The 20,074-nt window shown below is 48.7% G+C and carries 17 protein-coding genes and 1 pseudogene; 2 read left to right on the top strand and 16 right to left on the bottom strand.

The genetic code is table 11. The features are described from left to right. Positions 1 to 36: 36 nt before the first annotated feature. The gene (locus TJ79_RS19445; protein ID WP_052339766.1) at positions 37 to 2,658 is read right to left on the bottom strand and encodes a glycoside hydrolase family 127 protein; all 2,622 of its coding nucleotides are present in this window, start codon (positions 2,656 to 2,658) and stop codon (positions 37 to 39) included. Between the two features lie 309 nt (positions 2,659 to 2,967). On the opposite strand from TJ79_RS19445, the gene TJ79_RS19440 reads away from it, so the two are divergent. Continuing rightward, a complete protein-coding gene (locus TJ79_RS19440; RefSeq protein ID WP_040952005.1) occupies positions 2,968 to 3,825 on the top strand; it encodes a helix-turn-helix domain-containing protein in 858 nt (285 codons plus the stop codon). 1 nt (position 3,826) lies between these two features. On the opposite strand, the gene TJ79_RS19435 is transcribed toward TJ79_RS19440, so the two are convergent. The 9 genes and pseudogenes from TJ79_RS19435 to TJ79_RS19395 form a co-directional block, all read right to left on the bottom strand. Beyond that, a complete protein-coding gene (locus TJ79_RS19435; RefSeq protein ID WP_040952004.1) occupies positions 3,827 to 4,255 on the bottom strand; it encodes a hypothetical protein in 429 nt (142 codons plus the stop codon). A gap of 115 nt (positions 4,256 to 4,370) precedes the next feature. Continuing rightward, positions 4,371 to 5,420: a HAMP domain-containing sensor histidine kinase gene (locus TJ79_RS19430; RefSeq protein ID WP_040952003.1), complete on the bottom strand. Its 1,050-nt coding sequence runs from the start codon at positions 5,418 to 5,420 to the stop codon at positions 4,371 to 4,373. Beyond that, positions 5,417 to 6,106, bottom strand: coding sequence for a response regulator transcription factor (locus TJ79_RS19425; protein ID WP_420319399.1), 690 nt, complete (start codon positions 6,104 to 6,106; stop codon positions 5,417 to 5,419). Before TJ79_RS19425 ends, TJ79_RS19430 begins: the two co-directional genes overlap by 4 nt. Continuing rightward, complete coding sequence (locus TJ79_RS19420) at positions 6,075 to 6,695, bottom strand: class I SAM-dependent methyltransferase (RefSeq protein ID WP_052339765.1); 621 nt, start codon at positions 6,693 to 6,695, stop codon at positions 6,075 to 6,077. Before TJ79_RS19420 ends, TJ79_RS19425 begins: the two co-directional genes overlap by 32 nt. A 147-nt stretch (positions 6,696 to 6,842) precedes the next feature. After that, positions 6,843 to 7,274, bottom strand: a complete 432-nt coding sequence (locus TJ79_RS19415; protein ID WP_081757017.1) for a GNAT family N-acetyltransferase — start codon at positions 7,272 to 7,274, stop codon at positions 6,843 to 6,845. 650 nt (positions 7,275 to 7,924) lie between these two features. Then, positions 7,925 to 8,305 (bottom strand): hypothetical protein, encoded by a 381-nt coding sequence (locus TJ79_RS19410; RefSeq protein WP_040952002.1) that lies wholly within the window; start codon positions 8,303 to 8,305, stop codon positions 7,925 to 7,927. A gap of 49 nt (positions 8,306 to 8,354) precedes the next feature. Further along, a pseudogene (locus TJ79_RS27780) lies at positions 8,355 to 9,224 on the bottom strand (RHS repeat-associated core domain-containing protein); the annotation flags it as partial. Between the two features lie 107 nt (positions 9,225 to 9,331). Beyond that, positions 9,332 to 10,717 carry a S41 family peptidase gene (locus TJ79_RS19400; protein ID WP_040952001.1) on the bottom strand — a complete coding sequence of 462 codons (1,386 nt, stop codon included), beginning with the start codon at positions 10,715 to 10,717 and terminating at the stop codon, positions 9,332 to 9,334. 24 nt (positions 10,718 to 10,741) lie between these two features. Further along, the gene (locus TJ79_RS19395; RefSeq protein WP_040952000.1) at positions 10,742 to 11,341 is read right to left on the bottom strand and encodes a hypothetical protein; all 600 of its coding nucleotides are present in this window, start codon (positions 11,339 to 11,341) and stop codon (positions 10,742 to 10,744) included. Positions 11,342 to 11,553: 212 nt separating this feature from the next. On the opposite strand from TJ79_RS19395, the gene TJ79_RS19390 reads away from it, so the two are divergent. Then, positions 11,554 to 12,252, top strand: a complete 699-nt coding sequence (locus TJ79_RS19390) for a dihydrofolate reductase family protein (RefSeq protein ID WP_040951999.1) — start codon at positions 11,554 to 11,556, stop codon at positions 12,250 to 12,252. Positions 12,253 to 12,358: 106 nt separating this feature from the next. Here TJ79_RS19390 and TJ79_RS19385 read toward each other — a convergent pair whose 3' ends face one another. The 6 genes from TJ79_RS19385 to TJ79_RS19360 all read right to left on the bottom strand — a co-directional run bounded on the left by TJ79_RS19385 (position 12,359) and on the right by TJ79_RS19360 (position 20,072). Then, the gene (locus TJ79_RS19385) at positions 12,359 to 14,122 is read right to left on the bottom strand and encodes an ABC transporter ATP-binding protein (RefSeq protein ID WP_040951998.1); all 1,764 of its coding nucleotides are present in this window, start codon (positions 14,120 to 14,122) and stop codon (positions 12,359 to 12,361) included. Positions 14,123 to 14,270: 148 nt separating this feature from the next. After that, complete coding sequence (locus TJ79_RS19380; protein ID WP_238323076.1) at positions 14,271 to 16,124, bottom strand: cache domain-containing sensor histidine kinase; 1,854 nt, start codon at positions 16,122 to 16,124, stop codon at positions 14,271 to 14,273. A 12-nt stretch (positions 16,125 to 16,136) separates the two neighbouring features. Further along, entirely contained in the window at positions 16,137 to 16,967 is an 831-nt protein-coding gene (locus TJ79_RS19375) for a carbohydrate ABC transporter permease (protein WP_040951997.1), read from the bottom strand. Then, entirely contained in the window at positions 16,967 to 17,848 is an 882-nt protein-coding gene (locus TJ79_RS19370; RefSeq protein WP_040951996.1) for a carbohydrate ABC transporter permease, read from the bottom strand. The genes TJ79_RS19375 and TJ79_RS19370 overlap by 1 nt, the downstream gene beginning before the upstream one ends. Before the next feature lie 105 nt (positions 17,849 to 17,953). Continuing rightward, the gene (locus TJ79_RS19365) at positions 17,954 to 19,348 is read right to left on the bottom strand and encodes an ABC transporter substrate-binding protein (protein ID WP_040951995.1); all 1,395 of its coding nucleotides are present in this window, start codon (positions 19,346 to 19,348) and stop codon (positions 17,954 to 17,956) included. A gap of 274 nt (positions 19,349 to 19,622) precedes the next feature. Further along, positions 19,623 to 20,072: a GNAT family N-acetyltransferase gene (locus tag TJ79_RS19360; RefSeq protein ID WP_052339763.1), complete on the bottom strand. Its 450-nt coding sequence runs from the start codon at positions 20,070 to 20,072 to the stop codon at positions 19,623 to 19,625. Between the last annotated feature and the right edge of the window lie 2 nt (positions 20,073 to 20,074).

The following is a 20,074-nucleotide window of genomic DNA, read 5'->3' as shown; positions in this document are numbered from 1 at the left end:
GCGTTCGGTGCGGCACGCGTGGTGCCGCCCCTTACGTTATTTTTTTCGCATGACAAGGGGATAACAGGTCTCGGTTGCAAAATCCTCAGCAACCACCTTCAGCATAAATGCAGCTTCATTGCCGGGAACAGGAAGCTCCCGCGGGAGCGCCTCATCGATTAAGATGCCATCCAGATAAACCAAGGCGTTTTTGTGTGCCGGCGTCACCTTCATCCGTACCGATGCGCAATCCTTGGGGATCAGGCAGGTATAATCGGCAGAACCAGAGGGAACAGGCTCTCCTTTTGGAACGGTTGGGACAGCGGGAACATTATCATCCGACGCTCCGGCGAAAAAGTCGATTTGTTGAAGGTCGGCATTGTCATCATAGGGTTTCATGGTTCGCATCACATCGTAGACGGCGATTTTTTGTTCTCCAGCTTCGAAGCGAATGTCCACGGAGGTTTTCCCTTGGATCAGATTAGCCGGCAGCAGATACCGTTTCTCAAAGAAGGAGCGTTTCAGATCGGTCTCGACGGTTTCACTAATAAGCAGCTCGCCGTCTACCCGGATATTCAGCGTCATGCCATTGTTGCCGGTAAAGAAAACCACCGACAGGTACTGATCGGTTTGCGGGATCACCTTCATCCGGTAGCTGAACCAGCCTCCCGGATTGGCCCCCCGGAACGTGTAGCCGTCCCAGACACCGACATAAGTCTTCTCCCCCTGCACCTCATGCTTCAACTCATACTGGTCATTGCCTACGGGCAGGCTGTCGATGGTGGCATCCTTGATCCGCTGGTTGTCCTTGTTTTTCCGGATATGTGCCTGCAATTCCGCCGAATCCGGCTCCACAAGGGTCCAGTAAATACCGTAACGTTCGGAATGCTGCTTGTAATGAGGGGTAAAGATCAGGCGGTTGTCTTCGTCGGTATGGCGTAAACGAAAGACCGGCTTGTCCTTCTCCTTCACGAAGTGCTCCACAAAGCGCTCCAGCCACTGTTCCACGGTCATTCCTTTTACGGTGATGAAATCTTTGACCAGCATGCTCTTAGTAGGGACGCTGACCATGACTCCCGTTGCCGATAAGCTCATGTCCTCTTGCCCCAAAGCAGCGCTCAGCACGACGGGGCCGTATTGGAAGCCGATGACATGCGGGGCATCCGGCAAGGTGGAGTAGGAAACCTTCATCGGGAGGGTCAGACGGATTTCATCGCCATTTCGCCATTCCCGCTCCAACACCGCATAACGGCCACTCACCTGGAAGTTCAATTCAGCTCCATTCAAGTCGATCCGAGGAAGTCCCGCGATCCAGTCCGGCACCCGCAGATAAAGGGCCAGTTTTTTCGCTGCGCCTTCCGCCATTTGCAGCTTGAAGCTCACGATTTCCGCAAAGGGAATGTCCGCCTGTTGGATGAGCTTGATTTGCTGTTCCTCCCAATTCAATTCGGAGCCGATATATTGATTGACATAGAGCCGGTCATCCTGCTGAAAATAAATGCTGTCTCCCAGCTTCGTGAAGCTTTCCATCCCGGTTCCGGTACAGCACCAGAAATGGTCGAAGGGTGAGCTGTACACCTTGAAATAGCCCGTAGCCATCGGTTGAAAATACATCGTCATGCCTGTTTCCGGATTCTGTGAAGATAAGATGGCATTGATATAGTTTCTTTCGTAAAAGTCCGCGTATTTGGCGTCCCTGGTAATCCGGAATAATTCCCGGGTCAGCTTAAGCATGTTGTAGCTGTTGCAGGTTTCGCAGGTGAAGTTGGAGCGGTCCCGGTTTAAAATATCAGGCTCGCCAAAATGCTCCCATTCGCTATTGCCGCCAGTGATGTAGCTGTGATGCTCGACGACCATATCCCAAAACTTCATACAGGCTTCCAGGTAAAAGGCTTCGCTCTCTCCCAGCACGAGGTACCGGTTCAGGGCGCCGAGGAACTTCGGGATCGTGGTGTTGGCGTGTTTTCCCCGTAAAACATCCTTGCCCTCCCGGATCGGAGTGAATAGCGTCAGTTCATCAAACAAGTGCGCCGCTTCCAAGTGCTTGGGATCACGGGTTACCTTGTAAAGCTCATACAGGCAATCGTTCATCCCGCCGTACTCGACAGACAATACCCGAGTATGAACCTCTTCCGACCAGCTTGATGCGCGCCGGTACACCCAATCGCCCAATTTCGCGGCGACTTCATAAGCCACAGAACTGCCGGTAGCGGCATGAACCGCAATCAGCCCGGATAAAATTTTGTGCATCGTATACCACGGAACCCAAGCAGGCTGACTATTTTCCACCCGGTCAAATAAATCTTCCCGCGAGGCAAAAATGTATCCGCTTTCATTTTGGTAAAGCTTCAATTCGCCGATGATGTAATCGAGCCTTTTTCGGATGAACTCATCCTTCGTACTGCTGTAAGCTTGCGAGCAAGCTGTCAAATAGTGGCCCAATGTGTGTCCTTGAATCTCGGTGCTCTCCCAGCCGGGGTAACGTTCTTGCAACGCCTGCAGCCCAGCGGTTTCGCGAAAACCTGCAAGCAGCCGGTCCGGCTCAAATTCTTTCAAATACCGCAACTCTTGTTGAAAAGCATGAACATGATACCCTCCGGTTACATCCACTTGCTCCAAAGGAAAGCTTTTCAAGTGATTTTTGTCCGGTATAAGGTAAGGGGGGGCAGCAAATTCCATCGTGTGATCTTCACTCTCCAGGTTCATTATGTTCGGCTATCGATCACCCTCGGCTTAGTTTTAGCTTACGCTCCTCGCCCTTTTGGGTAAATAGATCAACGTTCGAATAAGTGTAAAAAGGTTAGTTAACTTTCCTCCTTTTCCCCGAACCATAAATCCGGGTATATGCCGCTTATATCTGAACTCTTCTATATTCACTCGTTGTTTTCATGAATTTTCAAGAAGCCAAACTGCCTTTATTGTGTTATCCTATTTTTGAATGCGGTTACTTTAGGTGTCAAAATGTTAGAAATGGTGGTGGATTCTTACATGATTGCCTATGAACTTTCCGTCGAAAACCCGGTTCAACTGGTGATGACCGGAAAATTTGTCGCCCCATCCCCGGAATGGATTCATTTGAACCGATTTTTGCTGGACTTCGAGCTGATCGTCATGACCCACGGAACCCTGTATATCGCCGGTGATAAAGATCACTTTGTTTTAAACAAAGGGGACTATTTGCTTCAGGCACCACTGACCAATCAGTACGGGTACAAATCGTCGGATTGCAGCTTTTACTGGCTCCACTTCACCACCAAGAACGAGATGATCCCCCGAAACATAGAAGAAGACGACTCTCCTCCGCGCGTGGAAGGGAAAGTCGTCATTCCTCAACAAGGCACATTGACCAGCCCGGAAAAAATCATCGTCATCATGAAGCAGCTTCAGGATTCCATCCGCTGCTATAACGAAAAAACGCTGAACGATTACATGTCCACCGTTATTTTGTGCGAATTGTACAACCAGCTTTTCCCGGCCAAGAAGGATTTCGATAAAACCTCCAAGCAAATGCAGTTGTACAACGACATCGTCGATCACATCAAATGGTTTCGCTATGAGAACCTGAAGGTTTCCGATGTGGCCGATTACTTCGGCTATAACGAAAAGTATTTATCCCACCTGTTTACCACCCTGTCTGGCGTATCGCTGAAGCAGTTCATTTTACAGCAGAAGATGGAAGCGGCGAAGTTCATCCTGTCGGATACCAATCAAAACATCAATGAAGTGTCCATGCGCCTAGGCTATCAAGACAGCCACCATTTCATGAAATCGTTCAAAAAGTTCGTCGGCTTGACGCCTACCGAATACCGCAACGCCTATTCCAAACGGCTGCTCTATTACGAGTGAATCAGGGACTGACGATCTCGGGCAGCAAATCGGGATACTTCTTTCGCCCTTCCGCGAGAATGAGGGCATCCAACTCCTTCGGGACGCCATTCATACTTTTATACTGCTTGCCGTTAATAAATAGGGTACTCAAATAGGTATCTTCCGGAGAGCTGCCGAATTTCAGAAAATAACAGTAGCCTACCCCATCCGGCATATCCGCCACGTACTGCAGCCGAAGCTCCGTTAACTTGGAAATGACAGTCTGGACGGTGTCCGGGTCGGATATCGTCAAGAGCTTGCCGTCCCCATAGCGAACCTCGATGCTGTGGATCTCATCCAGCGGCGTTGCCGTCAAATCCTCAAACTTAACGGTCTTCTCTTTGCCCAAAACCGTGCAACCGCTTATCAGCAAGATCGCAACCAGCAAAAACGCCATGAAACGCGGCATACCGGATCGCCCCCTCTCTTATAACCTTTAGACACGACCCACGCCACTTTTGTTGCATGCCGAACAAGCCGTTCCAAATGAGGAACGACCTTTTGTTATGCAGTCCATCTGAGCATTATTCGACTACCGGCAGCTCAACGGCAAACCGGATCCGTCTACCCACATAATCCGCCCGGATCCGGCCGCGATGCAGCTCTACGATCCGTTTGGCGATGGCAAGGCCAAGGCCTGCTCCTCCGGTGTCTTTTCTGGCGCTGTCGGCCCGGTAAAACTTTTCAAACAGCTGATCCAGCCGGCCCACCGTCTTCGGATCCGCTTCGTTTGAAAAGACTATTTCCGTCAGGTCCCCCTGCCGCTCCAGTTTCACTTGAAGCTCGGAAGGTTTAACGCTGTATTTGATCGCATTCGTCAAAATGTTCTCAAACGCCCTTACGATTTGATCGGCATCCCCTTCTACGTAAAGATCCTCCTCGGGTATCTTCAAGGTTACGGTCATTTCCTCTTTGTGAATGACCGGGGTATACTCACCGACCAGTTGCTCTAATAAAGAGCCCAGATTCACTTTTGCCCGGTTGATTTTGATGCCGGGGGTTGAGAGCTTCGTATAGTCGAATAATTCTTGAATAAGCGCCTGAAGGCTCAGCGATTTATGGTAAATGGTATTCACGTAATCGTTCATTTGCTCTTCTGTCGAATATTCTTTTCTCCTGAGCAAATCCACATAGCCGATAATCGACGTAAGGGGCGAACGCAAATCATGGGAAACGTTGGTGATGAGCTCATCCTTCGCGCTCTCGATGGCTTTTTCCCGGTCCAGCCTGATCCTCAGCTCTTGCGACATATAATTGATGCTGGCCGCCAGCTCGGCAAGCTCGTCGTTTCCGCGGATTTCAACCGTTGCACCTAAATTATTGCGAGCGATCTTTTTGACTCTCTTGGCTAAGTAATTTAAATAGCGGATTTTCCGATGAACGATTAACCAAATAATCGCGATAATAACGCCGACCACCGTCAAAAAATCGGGGAGCGTGTCTTGGATGTATTGGGAGTGGATACTCGAATAGTTGAACAGAGTGCGGGTCAGCAGCAAGAGGAGCACGCAAAGCAAAAGCAAGAGCCGGAGGGTGATATTGCCCGTGTGGGTTCTGAACCTCTTCTTTTTCATATCTTGTACCCGACGCCCCATATCGTTTTGATATAGAGCGGACTCTTCGGATTGCTTTCGATTTTTTCCCGTATTTTCGTAATGTGAACCATCACGTTATTGTCGGATTTCAAGAAATCTTCCTTCCACACGGACTCATATATTCGGCTCACGCTCAGCACCACTCCTTTATTTCGTGCCAACAGCTCCAGGATGTCGAATTCCTTCGGCGTAAGCCGCACCTCCGTTTTTCCCACATAAACCTGGCGGGTATCGGTGTTTATCGTTAAATCTCCGATTTCAATGACGCTGCTGTCCGCGTTAGCCGCAACATTATATTTTTTATACCGGCGCAGCTGGGACTTCACCCGGGCGATCAATTCCATGGGGTTGAAGGGCTTGGTCATGTAATCGTCCGCGCCTGATGAAAGGCCGTAGATTTTGTCCATCTCCTCGGATTTCGCCGAAAGCATCAGGATGGGCATGTTTTGTTCCTCCCGTATTTTAAGGCAGGCTTCCCACCCGTCCATCTCGGGCATCATGACATCCAGGATAATCAAATCGACGCGATTCTCTTGTAAGAAGCTTAGCGCCTCCAAGGCGTCTTTGGCCTTCCGGGTAGCATACCCCTCGTTCTCCAAATAAATGGCGATTAAATTGCGGATCTTTTCATCATCATCCACGATCAAAACTGTTTCCTTCACCATTCCCGCCCCTCTTTGCTTCGGTATTATCGACTCCCGCGCTGCAGTTGAACACATACGCCGGAGGAAAGTTACGAATTTCCCGCTTGATTCGGATCTCACCGAAATAACGGCTGATCAAGCCCTTCTTCAACAAGGTGTATTGAAAGGTGATGAATTTGCCGTCTTCTTTCAAGTATTGCTGGGATTTTGCTAGAATGCCGGATGAAACGGCTGCCGACAAGCTGGCGAAAGGAAGTCCGGAGACGAAATAATCCACCTGGGAAATCCCATACTGAGCGAGATATTTATCGATATGCTCAGCGGAATCGTGAATGATATGAACGTTCGGCTCCCGACCGTATTTCTCCTTCAGCATGCTGTAAAATATGCTGTTGTATTCTACTAGTATTATAACGGTATGCGGCTTCCGCTTTGCCAACAGTTTTTCCGTGAAAACGCCTGTCCCCGGTCCATACTCCACGATGTACTCCGCATGGCCAAAATCGATATCTTCTACCATTTTCCCGGCAAGATACTTTGAACTGGGGGCAACCGCTCCCACGATTCTTGGCCTATGCGCATACTGCCTAATAAACGAAACCCACTCCATAACCGCCGCCTCCTTGAGATGAATTCCTCCCAAGTGTAAAAGGCAAACGTGAAGATCCTCTCCAGGAAAACCTTAAGAATCCTGAAGAAAACAAAAAACCTCCCTGTCGGGAGGCTGTTGCTTTGGAGGATCGATTTTTCATCAGGTCTATTCGGCTAATACCATAAAATAATAAGGTTCTTCCGAATCCGTTACTTCTTTTTCTATTCTCCATCCTTGGGATAGATAGAACTGGAAGGCATTCTTATTTTCCATGACACATTTCAATGACATCGGTTTTCCTTTTAATCGAACGGCTTCATCCAATAATGCTCTTCCTATTCCGAAGCGTTTAAATTCTGGCGAAACAAATAAATTGTGAATAAAATTATCCTCTTCCCAAATGGAAATGAAACCGGCAATCTGGTTGTCAACAGAAGCTGCAAGTATCAATTCGCCTTCAACACTATGGTCAAAATCGTCCATTTTCAGGGTACTGCTGTCCACCCAATGGAAACTTTCCTTTCTTGATTGAAAGAAAATGGTCCTTAATTGCTCGTAATCTTCTTTTTTCGCAGGCTCAATACGAATATTGCTCAATTAGATCCCTCCGTTATTAGCGACATCCTTGCGTCTTCACGATATCATCCTCAAACGCTTGTCCTCACCTTTTATCGTTTATATGGAAAAAGAATAGACACTCAACGGTACATCCTCTTTCACGATATCGCTACTCCTATTCTCCATCATACCCACAATTCGGCAAACATCCAACCGAAACGGGCTCCAAATTCCGCAAAAAGAATGCGAATCCAACGTAATGATAAGTTCATTCGCCGACCATCCCCTCCAAAAAAGAAACCTTAAAAGGCATGAAGCCAATCAAGGTCATTAGTTCATTGCTATTATCTAAAAAGTCAACCGAGTCTACAATAATCATCTTCAAGCCAGGATTCCTTTTCATTTCTAGATGCTCGTGCCTGTGCTATAGACCACACTTCCTTTTCTGTTTCCTGTACTGGTTGCTGTTTCTTCAGCTCTCCTGCCACTACTTGATCACGCTTTGCCATTTGTATCATTCGCTTTTGATTTTGAGCATGCAAAAAAAGCTCATCCCTACTCTGAAGTGCAAGTTGAAAAGAGCTTTTAAAAGTTATTCAAATGTTTGAATTGGTTTATGTTTGGTTTGTTAGTTGTATTGCACTATCTTGCTGTTGCGGTTGTAAAGAATGCAAAAACTTTTTTTGTTGTTAATCTTCTTCTAGGAACTCTATGCTTATTCTATCGATCACAATTTCAACGTATTTACCTGTTAAATAACAGTATTCTTGAAACCACTCATCATCTTGAAATATTATGGCAGAGTACAAGCGATCCCCGTCCAATTCTCCACGAATAAAATACCCAAAGCCCTCTTCTATCTGCTCTATCTCTTTAGCTGGTCGATCAATCTCCTTCAATTCTAAATCATCTAGAACAGTTATGCCAATTTCAACGGGATAATAACCTCCTATATTAATTCCGTAAGGAAAACTATCTACGAATCCTATAAGCTCTACCCCGTTTATTTCAATCTTAACCTCTTCTTCAATATTGGGATCTGTGGCTTTTATCAATGCTTTATATTTCATAAACATCATCCCTCTGTCTTATGGTACTGGATTAATAGTTTTATCGTGTTTATCCATTTAGCAATTTCCACAAGTCTTCTCCACGTTTGACATGATAAGTAGTGATTTTTCCATCTTTATTCGTTCCTACAAACTCAAATTTAAGTTCACCCTTTTTTGTATTCCCCATATATTTAACATATCCTATCCGTGTTTCGACAGTCCCATTTTTCAATGTGTACTCATATTGGACCTTTGTTCCACCAGCTATTACATTCCTAGCCCCCTGAAGATAATCATCCGAATTCTTATAAACACCTTTGAATTCTCCCTTATGCTTATAAAAATGTTCATCAAGGAGCTTCTGGTCAGCAAACTCAGATGGAATATTAATAGCTTTTGGTGTCCCCTTCAATCGACCAATAATACTTTTAGCAGATTCTCCCCCTGCAAAAATCGTTTCTCCAATATTCATGACTTCTGCATAGGCCCCAGCTAAACGTTTTCCATAAGAGGTTATGGCACTTCGGCTATATGTCTTATTATCGAAAATAATATTCCTATTATAATAAACATATCTTATATCACCTTTAATAGTATCAATTCCCATTCGTTTTAGTTGAGCCCAACTTATTTTCCCGGAGCTGATACCACTAATTAAATCTTTCATTGCATAAAGATTATTCCAAGTCTCTTTTATTCCTCCCATGGTGTGGCGTAGCTCCGATACTGCTCCCGAAACAAAACCGGCTACTAAATATTGCGTTTGATACCAAGCAACTTTATGTCCAGTAGGATCAATATAACTCAACGGATTATTCTTCGCATATACATACTGATTCAAACTCAGCGGATTATCAACTTGCCCTTCATACGTATCCTCTGAGATAAACCGAGCTGGACGAGGGTCATAGTAACGAGCTTGTAGGTAGTAGAACTGTGTCTTCCGATCCTAGGAATCCTATTTTCAATTTTTTTGTCATATATTGTAGATTGATATAGTTGTTGGGCATAAATAATCTGTAACCATGGAGCCAGTTTGCATCTTCAATCGGAATGCCCACCTTGCCGGATTGCCTCCATGGCAACCTCCAAAGCATCCTCACCTGCCGGAACCAATATATCAGGAACCAGCTCCCGCTCAGCATCCTTGGCTGTGTCGGGGCGGGTAAATTTTTTGTGGGAAACGATGCCGTACAGCTTGGAGTGCTCCAGTTGAAAATACAAAATATCGCCGTAACTGGAAGGGGAATTCGACGGCGGCGTGCCGACTAATTTGCCCAAATGCCCGTCCCGGACCCATACGGCCAGCATGTTGGCGGAGCTGAATGTGCCTTCATTCACAAGCACATACAGCGAAAGATTAGGATTTCCTTTTGCCTTGTTGCTGGGCTTGAACGTGATCGAACCACTGGTACGGAGGTACCCCTTCTGCTTGGATATTTCCTTGGACAACCGGATGACGCTGCCGTATTCCCCTTCTTTCATTGACATGGCATGCAGCAGCTTGCTTACCGCACTGGAATTGCCTCCCGGATTGTCCCTCACGTCGATCACCACCGATTTAACCCCACTTGCAACGGCCTTCTGCAAATCGCCGGCAACTTGATCCAGATTGCGGCTCATCTCGCAACTCCGCATCGTGATTACGAAAACGCCATCTTCCAAACGGCTTTCGATATCCGGTTTTTGATCCTCTGCAGCTTCCTTGGATGTAGTGTGAAACGGAACCTGCTGTCGAATGGTTTCAGAACCGTTTGTATAAGCGAGCTCAACCGAATCGTTCACTTTTGCCCCGGCTAAAGCGAGCATACTTTTATCCTGGGCATATCCGGACACATTCACGATCTCTGTCGATTTATTTTCAACAGGCAACAGTGTATTCACTAGCTGAACGACCTTTCCTACCGCCACACCACCAATTTCCGTTACTTCCGCTCCGGCAGGCAGATCGCCTCCTTGGGAAATGAGCAGCTTGCTTCCATCCCAGCGCCAATCGACAGCCAGCATGGGATCGCCCTTCCATGAAACCCGGGTATGCCCGTCCTGAAACCAGCTTAAATACCGGCTGACCAAAACCCGAAAGTCCGCGACGGACATGCTTTTGCTTGCCCCTTCGAGAAAATGCGCTTTGTTCGCTTTGTATTCTTCCGTTTCCTTGTTCAAAAACAGCGGGTGTACATCCTCGATAAATGCCGTCAACTGCGCCGCATCTTCCTTCACCTGCTCCACAGTGAGGATGGCATCCGACTTGGGCTCTTGGGTGATGTTTAGCGGATTCCCTACACTAAAGGATATGGGGATTTTGTAGTATGCAAATAGGCATGCCGAGACAGCTAAAGCCAAAATGACCAACAGCGTTCCGATCAGAATCTTCTTCGTGCTCCAAAATCCTAGCTTATGTACGTTTCCTATTGGTTGCGCATTCTCCACATTCTCCATCTCCCTTGGTGATGCTTATCCGCTTTTGTCGAGGATTTCCTTCAACGCCTGTTCGCTGATCCCGTTCTGCATAAACTGAAAAGAACGTTGGCTGATCCTCTGACTTCGGTCGACGATCTGTCCCAAATGATAGCCTGTATGCTCAACGAGATGATAGATATCGTTCATATTAAGGGTGTGATTTGGCAGGTCTTTCTTAACATAGGTCATCGTCACGTCCTGCCACATTCGAAAGGATTTCGTTACTTGTTCGATCAGTTCAACACCCGAAAGCATTTTATCCGGAAAATAATTCTCGATCCCGCCGCCTGCTGTCGCCAGCTTCAGCTCGAAGTACATCGCTTGAGTTTCAGCTAAACCAGCATTAGAGCCGTTTTCTGCTTGGAATTGATCTCCGGTCCCGTTCTCACCTGATCTTGCATACCGGACCGTGTGCCGGTTCACATGCTCGCAAATGTGCAAAACGATGCCGCCAATGGCATTCATATGCACGTATTCATGAAGCCACAGCTCCTCCAGCTTCAGCGGCTCCAAGGATTGAATCAATTTCGGCGCATAATGCTCCATCATCCGGTTGACCGAGATCCGCACAAATTGCTTCATGCTATCGTCCATAAGCTCCCCCTCTCATCTGTCCTTACTATACCTCGACCGTTTTGGAAAATATATCCTCATTTAAAAATGATTTGATTTTCATCTGATTTGAATTAATTATTCAACAAAGCAAAAAAGCTCAATACCTACCTCTCCAGATGTGCTAGGGTATGGATAATGATACCAATAGGGCTTGATATGCTCCGTTTGGTAAATGAATTTGGGGGGCGAACATGGAGGACAAGCCGATAACGACTTTATTCATGCTGATGTCATTGGACGGTAAAATCAGCAGTGGCGCAAGCGACGAGTTGGACGTAGACCGGGATTGGCCCGAGCTAGCCGGTGTAAAAGAAGGGCTTCACCAATATTATGAAATCGAAGCAGATACGGATTGGTACTCTTTAAACACCGGCAGAGTAATGGCAAAAATCGGCGTAAACGGGAAGAAAGAACCGAAGGGAAAAATAAACATCCGGTTCGTCATCATCGACAGGAAACCGCATTTAACGGAAAGCGGAGTCGAGTATTTGTGCAAATGGGTGGGAACGTTGATTTTGGTCACGAACAATAAAAACCATCCGGCTTACAAGCTACAAGAAAGCTATGATAATTTGGAAATTCTAGAATACGACGGCAATATCGATTTGGAAAAAATGATGAAGGATTTAAAGGACCGTTACGGTGCGGAGCGGATTACCATTCAATCCGGGGGCACTCTGAATGGCGAATTTTTAAGAGCGAATCTGATTGACTATGTCCATATCGTAATCGCGCCTGTGTTGGTAGGCGGAAAAGATACGGCTACGCTGATTGACGGGGAATCGATTACGACTGTTGAGGAACTCCATAAACTTAAAGCGATGAGATTAGTAGAGTGCAACCAGTTGGAAGATTCCTATGTGCAGTTGAAGTATGAAGTCATCAAGTAGAGCCTCTGCATTCACCAAAAGAAAACCCGGCAGCTTATGGGCTGCCGGGTTTTGATTGTTGAGCAAAACTCCGCCTTCTCGAGACGCTAATCCTCGTGTCCTCAGCTTACGCGTTGCTAATCTGCGCGTCCCCCAGGTTCTGTACATTATAGAGCCGGGCGTAGGAACCGTCTCTCCCCATCAACTCGTCATGGGTTCCGGTTTCCGTAATCTCCCCATGCTCGATGACCACAATCTGATCCGCATGGGTGATGGTGGACAGCCGGTGGGCGACGATCACCGTCGTGCGGCCCTGAGTCAGCGTCATCAGCGATTCTTGGATCAGGTGCTCCGATTCCAGGTCCAAAGCGGAAGTAGCCTCGTCAAGAATGAGGATGCGCGGGTTCTTCAGGAATACCCGGGCGATAGCCACCCGCTGTTTCTGCCCGCCTGATAGCTTCACTCCCCGCTCGCCAATCTCCGTGTCGTAACCGTCCGGCAAAGAAAGAATGAAGTCGTGGGCGTTGGCTGCCTGAGCTGCGCGGAATACTTCCTCGTCAGAGGCATCCGGCTTCCCCAGCAAAATATTATCTTTCACGCTGCCGCTAAACAGCGTATTATCCTGCAGCACCATGCCGATCTGTTCTCGCAGGCTTTGGATGGTGGCCTCCCTCAGCTCGATCCCGTCGATGCGGATGCTGCCTTCCTGGATATCGAAGAAGCGGGGCAGTAGGCTGATCATGGACGATTTTCCGCCGCCACTCATGCCTACAAGGGCGATGGTTTGCCCCGGCTTAATGGAAAGGCTGACGTCCTTCAACACCCAATCCTCCGAACGTTCATAGCGGAAATGCACATGCTCGAAGTCGATCTGTCCCTTGATCTTGGGGAGCGGCACCGCATCCGGCGCATCGGCAATATCATACGGCTCGAGCATCAGCTCCATCACCCGGTCGAGAGAAGCGCTGGCTTGGGTAAGCTCTGTCGAAGAATTGACCAACCGTCGTAATGGGCTGTATAACCGATCCAGATAAGCATAAAAAGCGATAAATGCCCCGAGGGTCACCTTGCCATGGATAACCTCGTATCCCCCATAGCCGATGACCAGAAGCGGAGCGATATCCGTCAATGTGTTGATGATGGAGTTAGTCAGCGCGTTCCAGCGGGTCAGGTCAAGTGCTCTGTCGAGAAACTTACCGTTGCGGCGACTGAATTGCTTGCTTTCATGGCGCTCCAAAGCGAAGCTTTTGATCACCGGCATGCCGTTGACCCGCTCGTAGAGGTACCCCTGCATCTCCGCCAGCGCTTGGGAGCGGGCTTTGGTCAATAACCGCAGCCTCCGATATAACGTTTTGACCGATACCCCGTAGAACGGAAAAATGGCGATGGCCACCAGCGTCAGCTTCCAATCCATGCCGAACATGAACGCCATGGCGATGGTCAGGGTGAACATGTCCAGCCAGACGTTCATCATCCCTGTTTCCACCAGGCTCTTGGTCTGCTCTGCATCGTTGATCATTCGGGAGATGATCTCACCGGTTTTATGGTTATGGTAATAGCGCAGGCTCAGCTTTTGGATATGGCCGTACAAATGTGCCCGCAGGTCGTACAAAATCTTGCTGGTGGTCAACTGGGCAAAATATTGCCGGTAATATTCGATCGGCGCGCGGATCACGACGAATAGCAGGAACGACCATCCCAGCACCTTGAGAAGATCGTGGGTTTTCTCGTCGGGTGTCAAATTTCCTGTCAACAGATGATCTACCACATATTTCAAAATCAGCGGCAGGGTGAGGGGAATGCCGAACTTGATCATTCCAACCAACACCGTAACCGCCACCAGCTTCCAATACGGTTTGACAAAGGCGAGATAAGAGCGGAAAGGCGACATACCGAAGAGGCACTCCTTTTATGCACGGGAAAACCGCCATGCTTGTTACCCTAAAGTATACATAATCCGCGGAAAAATGAAAAAGGCTGCACCGATATCTTTCATCGGTACAGCTCAGATGGGTCATCTGTAACCCAAAATAATAGACTTAAGCACTCTGTTCCTCCCCGCCGTCGTCCAACCGATAAATGACGCCGTTTAACGGCAGTACACAGCGGATCTCCGTCCCGGAACCGACCAGTGAGCTGATGAACAGACCGTAATGCCGCCCGTACTGGATGCGGATGCGGTCCGCCACGCTGCGAACGCCCAAGCCCCGCCTTTCGGGATGGGCCGGGGTGCCCTCCTCGTCGCCTTGACCCTCATCCTCCGCCATGTATTGGAAACGGGCAAGTACCTCCCCCGGAATCCCGACACCGTTGTCCTCCACGGTTAGGATCAGACGCTTCGCTTCCGGTTCTCCTTTTGCACGAATGACGATTTTTCCGACGCGTTCGAGGCCGTCGAAGCCGTGCTGGATACAGTTTTCCACCAAAGGCTGCAGGGTCAGCTTCGGCACAAGACAGTCCATCCACTCCTCCGGCGCATCAATCTCATATTCGAAGGTATCCACAAAGCGGAATTTTTGAATTTCCAGATAGCTTTGGAGATGCTCGATCTCCTGACGCAGAGGAATCTCCTCCTTGCCGTGAATGCTGATCCGCAAAATACTGGCCAACCGCAGTACCATCTGGCTGACTTTACGGCCTTCGTTTTGCACCGCCAGCACATTGATGGACTCCAGCGTATTGAACAGAAAATGCGGCTTAATCTGCGCCTGCAGCGCCCGCATCTCCGCCCGGTACTTCTGGTCCTGCTCCGTCCGCACCTGGGAGAGCAGCACGTTTACCTGGCTGATCAGGCTGTTCAGCCCTTTAGCCATGAGCTGCAGCTCCGTATCGCCCTTCTCCTCCAGCCGGATGTTCATCTGCCCGCTTTCCACCCGTCGCATAAACCGGACGACGCGGATGATGCTTTTGGCCACCCGATTCACGAAGAAGAGCAGAAAAATGAGCGCCGAAAGCAAGAACAGCCCCATGATCACAGCGACCCAGCGGGAATAGCGCATGATCTCCCCGGACAAGGAACGCCAGGACGTAACCGACACCAAGTGCCAATCCTCCTGCCCCATGCCAATGCTCGATACGACGCTATCTTCTCCGGCAAACTCCTTCCGGCCGCTGGCGAAATCCTCCAGAAGCGGAACGCCGTCCTTGGCCTCGTCTCCTAGTTTATGGCCGTTCATCTGACCGTTGCTGTCGAACAAAATCAAGCCTTTGTCATTGGTGATCAAAAAACGGGTGTGATATTTTTCCCGGTCGTAGCTGAATTCGCGGAAAATCGCTTCCAAACCGGAATTTTTGATCTGCACGAAAAGCAGCCCCTTGTTCGTCAGGGTGGGAATGTCCTTGACGACGCGGAGCTGGGTAAAGACCGGATCGGAGCCTGTTAGCTCCGGATACTCGTAAGGGCCTACCCATTTGGGCAGACCGTCGCGATCCAACACTTGCTTGTACAATTCTTGCTGCTGGAACAAGTCAAAAGGCATGGCATCGAATTCTTTGATATACAGGGGGATCGTCTGCTTGTCAGCAAAGGTGTACAAAAACGCATAGCTGACAGACGGATGGTTCACTAATAGCTCGCGAAAATTTCGCTGAATCCCGTTGAGCCGAAGGTACTCCACCTGGGACAGGTTTTGATAGTCGAAATTCTGGTTGCTAAGAACGTCCTGCAGAGCCGTGCTGGCGATGGTGCTGTCCGTCATTTTATCCATTTCCCGGAAGACGAAATCAACGCTTTGGGATAAGGCCCGAAGTGTCAGTTCCGCCTGTCGGGAATATTTTTCTTCGATGATGCCGGTAACGGTGTAATAGGCGATGATACCGATGAGTATCAGCGGGATGGCGATGAGGGCAAAAAACGATGTGAACAGCCTGGACCGCAAACTCAACTTCATCATTCCCCATTTCCGTTAACCTTTAACGCTTCCCGCCGTCAGCCCTTCAATGATTTTCTCCTGCAAGAAGGCATACATGATCAGGACGGGAACGACGCTGTATACAATCCCTGTACAGATCAGGGCGTAGTTGATTTGGAACGTGTCCCGGAAGGTAACCATGCCGATGGGAAGGGTGCGCAAGGAATCTTTGCTCAGGAAGAAAGCGGCGAGCAAATATTCGTTCCAGTTGCCGAGGTAATTGACGATAAAAACCGTAACCAGCGCCGGCACCGTGATCGGCAATATAATTCTAACAAACAGGCCCGGCGAACTCAATCCGTCCATGATCGCCGCTTCCTCCAGTTCCATGGGTATGGCTTTCATGAACGCCGAGATGAGCAGCACACTGATTGGCAGAGCTCCGGCGGTATACGGCAGGAAAAGCGACCAATGGGTGTTCACGATATGCATGTCGGATACGAGAATGTACTGGGCGATGAACAGAACGTTCCCCGGAATCAGCATGCCGATGAGCACGAACTGGTAAATCCACTTGTTGGCCGTGGCGAACTTCATCCGGGTCAGAGCAAAAGCCGTACCGGCCGCCATCAGTACTCCCGTTATCGAGGAGCTTAGAGCCAAATAGAGGCTGTTGAAGAAATACGTGCTGATTTTCGCTTTTACCCAGGCTTGATAGTAGTTGTGCCAAATCCATTTTTCCGGAAGTCCGAAAGGATTTCCGGCGATCTCCAGGTTATCGGCTTTAAACGAAGACAGAATAACAAAGAGAAAAGGAATCAGGATGATGGCGACGTACACCACCAGGATGACATGGGGGATCGCCTTTTTTATCGAAGTCGGCATCAGTACTCAATCCCTTCCTCTTTGCGATTGAAAATAATTTGATAGAGCGCGGTAAGCAGCATGGCGATAGCGAAAATGATAATGGCAATGGCCGTGCCGTACCCATAACGTCCGGATTTGATTGCCTCCTGCACCATGTAGGAAGCCATGACTTCCGTACTGCCTACCGGACCGCCGCCAGTCATGACGAGTACGATATCCACGACCCGCATGGCGCCGGCGATAGAAAGCATGATGATGACTGAGATTATGGGGCGGATCAGTGGAACGGTCAGGTAGATAGCCCGCTGAAAGCCGCTGGCTCCGTCGATTTCCGCCGCTTCGCCGATTTCCTTAGGAATGGCGAGAATCGCCGCCAGCACCAGAACGATGTAAAAGCCCATCCACTGCCAAGCGTTGGTAATAAGAATGCTGATTAGTGCCCAATGACGATCAGACAGCCAATAAATGGGTTCAACGCCAAAGATGCTGAGGAATTTGTTGATCAGACCAATATCCGGCTCATAAATAAATCCCCACAAAATACCAATAACGGATGTGGACAAAATAGAGGGCATGAACACCGTCGTTTTGTAAAACCCTTGGAACCGTTTGACCGAGCCGATCAAGAGCGCGAAGAAAATAATGAGCGGTACTTGAATAAAGACGCAAAAGACAATAAAAATCATGTTGTTCTTAATGGCATTGAGAAAATCCTCATCTTTTAACGCCTTGGCGAAGTTGGAAAAGCCGACGTAATGGGTTTTGTCCAACCCGTTCCAGTCGGTAAAGCCGTAGAACACTGATGACAGCATTGGATAGATGAAAAAGAGACAATATAGCGCGATGGTGGGCAAAATGAACATCGCATAAAAATACGGATTTCGTAACGTACTCTTCATGACTCGGTCCTCCTCAAGCCCTCCTGAAACGGAAGGCGGTTAGCAAGAAAGGGCGCGACCCTTTAAGGGGCGGCGCCCTTTCTACCGTGATGCGATCAACCGGAATTATTTCGCTTTGGCAAGCTCGGCATCCGTTACTTTTTGAAGCGCTTCGCCCATTTTTTCAGGTGTCGTATCGCCAGCAATCAGCTTTTGGATTTGTTTTTCCGATTCGCTATAAATGACCGATCCAACCGTGGAATCATAGTGAGAGAACAATCCACCGGCTGTATTGAAGCCTTGAAGAACGATCTTGACGATGGGGTCGGTTACTTTGCCGATCGCATCATCCGAGAGCTTCATCGCCGGCAGGACGTTGTCTTCCAACAGGCCGCGCAGTTGTAGATCCTCATTATACAAATTCTTGATGAATGCTTTCACGGCTGCCTTTTCGTTATCGTTCAAATTAGCGGAGAAACCGTAGCCGTTGGAGTAGTTGCCGTTGACGGCGGTTTGGTCGCCAACGCCGCCAGGAACGGCAGGAGCCGCAAAGTAACCGACTTTGCCGGTCAAATCCTTGGCTTGGGCTGCATCCTTGAAGACGGAAGAGCGCCAAGTACCATCGAACAGCATACCGGCCTTGCCGGTCAGGAAGTCGTTCAGTTGGTCAGCATATTCCTTGCCCAACTCTCCTTTGGAGAAATAGCCTTTCTTTTCCCACTCTTGGTATTTAGCAAAAGCGGCTACGACGGTGGGATCGGTCCATTTCTTCGTGCCAGCAGGAATTTCGTTCACGATGTCCGGTCCGGCATAACGTCCGAGCAGGGTATTAACCAACATGATCGGTACCCATGCGGCTTTGGAACCCATAGCGAAAGGCGTTACGCCGTTTTTCTTCAAGGTATCGGCTGCCTTTTCCAGGTCGTCCCATGATTTCGGCTCAGCGATGTTGTATTTTTCAAAGAGTGGTTTGTTGTAATAGAAGCCTTCAGAGCTGCCGCCTACAGGCAAGCCGTAAATTTTGCCGTCCAAGGTGAATTGGGTCAGGTTGACGAACTTGTCCTTGATGCCCAGTTCTTCTACGATCGGGGTGAGATCCAAGAGACGACCAGCCTTTGCGTATTTCAGCGCATCGCCTGAACCGCCAAACATGTCGAAGATTTGCGGAGGATTGCCGGCGGCCATTTCAGCTGGAAGCTTGGTGAAGCGGTTGACGTTATCTTCGATGCCGTCCAGTTCGATCTTCAGACCGGGAACTTCGGCTTCCGTCTTCTTGACGACGTCATCCAAAATCGCTTTGCGGAACTTGGTAGATTCACCCACTTGAATATGGCGCAATGTGATACTGAAGGGTTTCGCTTCCTTCGTCGGTTCCGGTGTCGCTGTCGCTGCTGCTGTTGTGGCGGTAGGCGCAGTACTCGGTGCCTTGGATTCTGACGCCTTGTCGCTCTTACCGCAACCGGCGAGAGCGGTGCTCAAGACCATAACGGATGCAACTAACAGTGTGAGGCTCTTTTTCATCCTATTTGACCCTCCCAAATCGATATGGCAACGTTTTCGTTGCATCTTCATTATAAATTCGCCCCGAAAAACCGGGCAGGTTCACATTTTGATAATAAAGGGAGAAAATTCACCAATCGCTTTCCAGATCATTTTACCCCATTTCTCGCGGCTGGATATAGAAAAACGCCCCGTGAAGCCCGTTGAGGGCTTCACGGGGCGTTAGCTTTAAAGATTCCTATACATGTTTTACTATATTGCAAAAACAGAAGACAAGTTCCTTTCCGTTACTTTTCTATCTTAGCCGCTTAAAGAAAACAAGCTCAGGATCGCCCTCATCCAGGTTATCGATGATCCCGCTCCTGACGTAACCCAATTGTTCAAACACACGCTGCATGGCCCAGTTGGATTCGTTCGTAGAGGAAAACAGTTTGTCCGTCGGACAGATCTGCTCGATGAGCCCGATCATCTTTCGAGCAACACCGTTTCTTCTTCCATCCGGTGCCACCATGACAAGGGAGATGAAGCCATTATCAAAAAAATGAGTGTCGTAAAGAGCAAAGCCCGCGGCTTTCCCATCTGCTATGCCCACAATGCAGCGGCCTTCCACGATCCCATTCTCAATGATTTCGCGCCGCGAGCCGTTGCCGATGCAGGCTAAATCCACGGCCGCCAAATCCTCCAAATGCCGGGCATCCGCGACAAAGGCATCCACGGAGGAGGCTTTTTGTTCCAATCCTTCCATAT

The sequence above is a fragment of the Gorillibacterium massiliense genome (assembly GCF_000455485.1).
GTDB classification, from domain to species: Bacteria; Bacillota; Bacilli; order Paenibacillales; family NBRC-103111; genus Gorillibacterium; species Gorillibacterium massiliense.
This window is presented reverse-complemented; position numbering and strand designations above follow the sequence as displayed.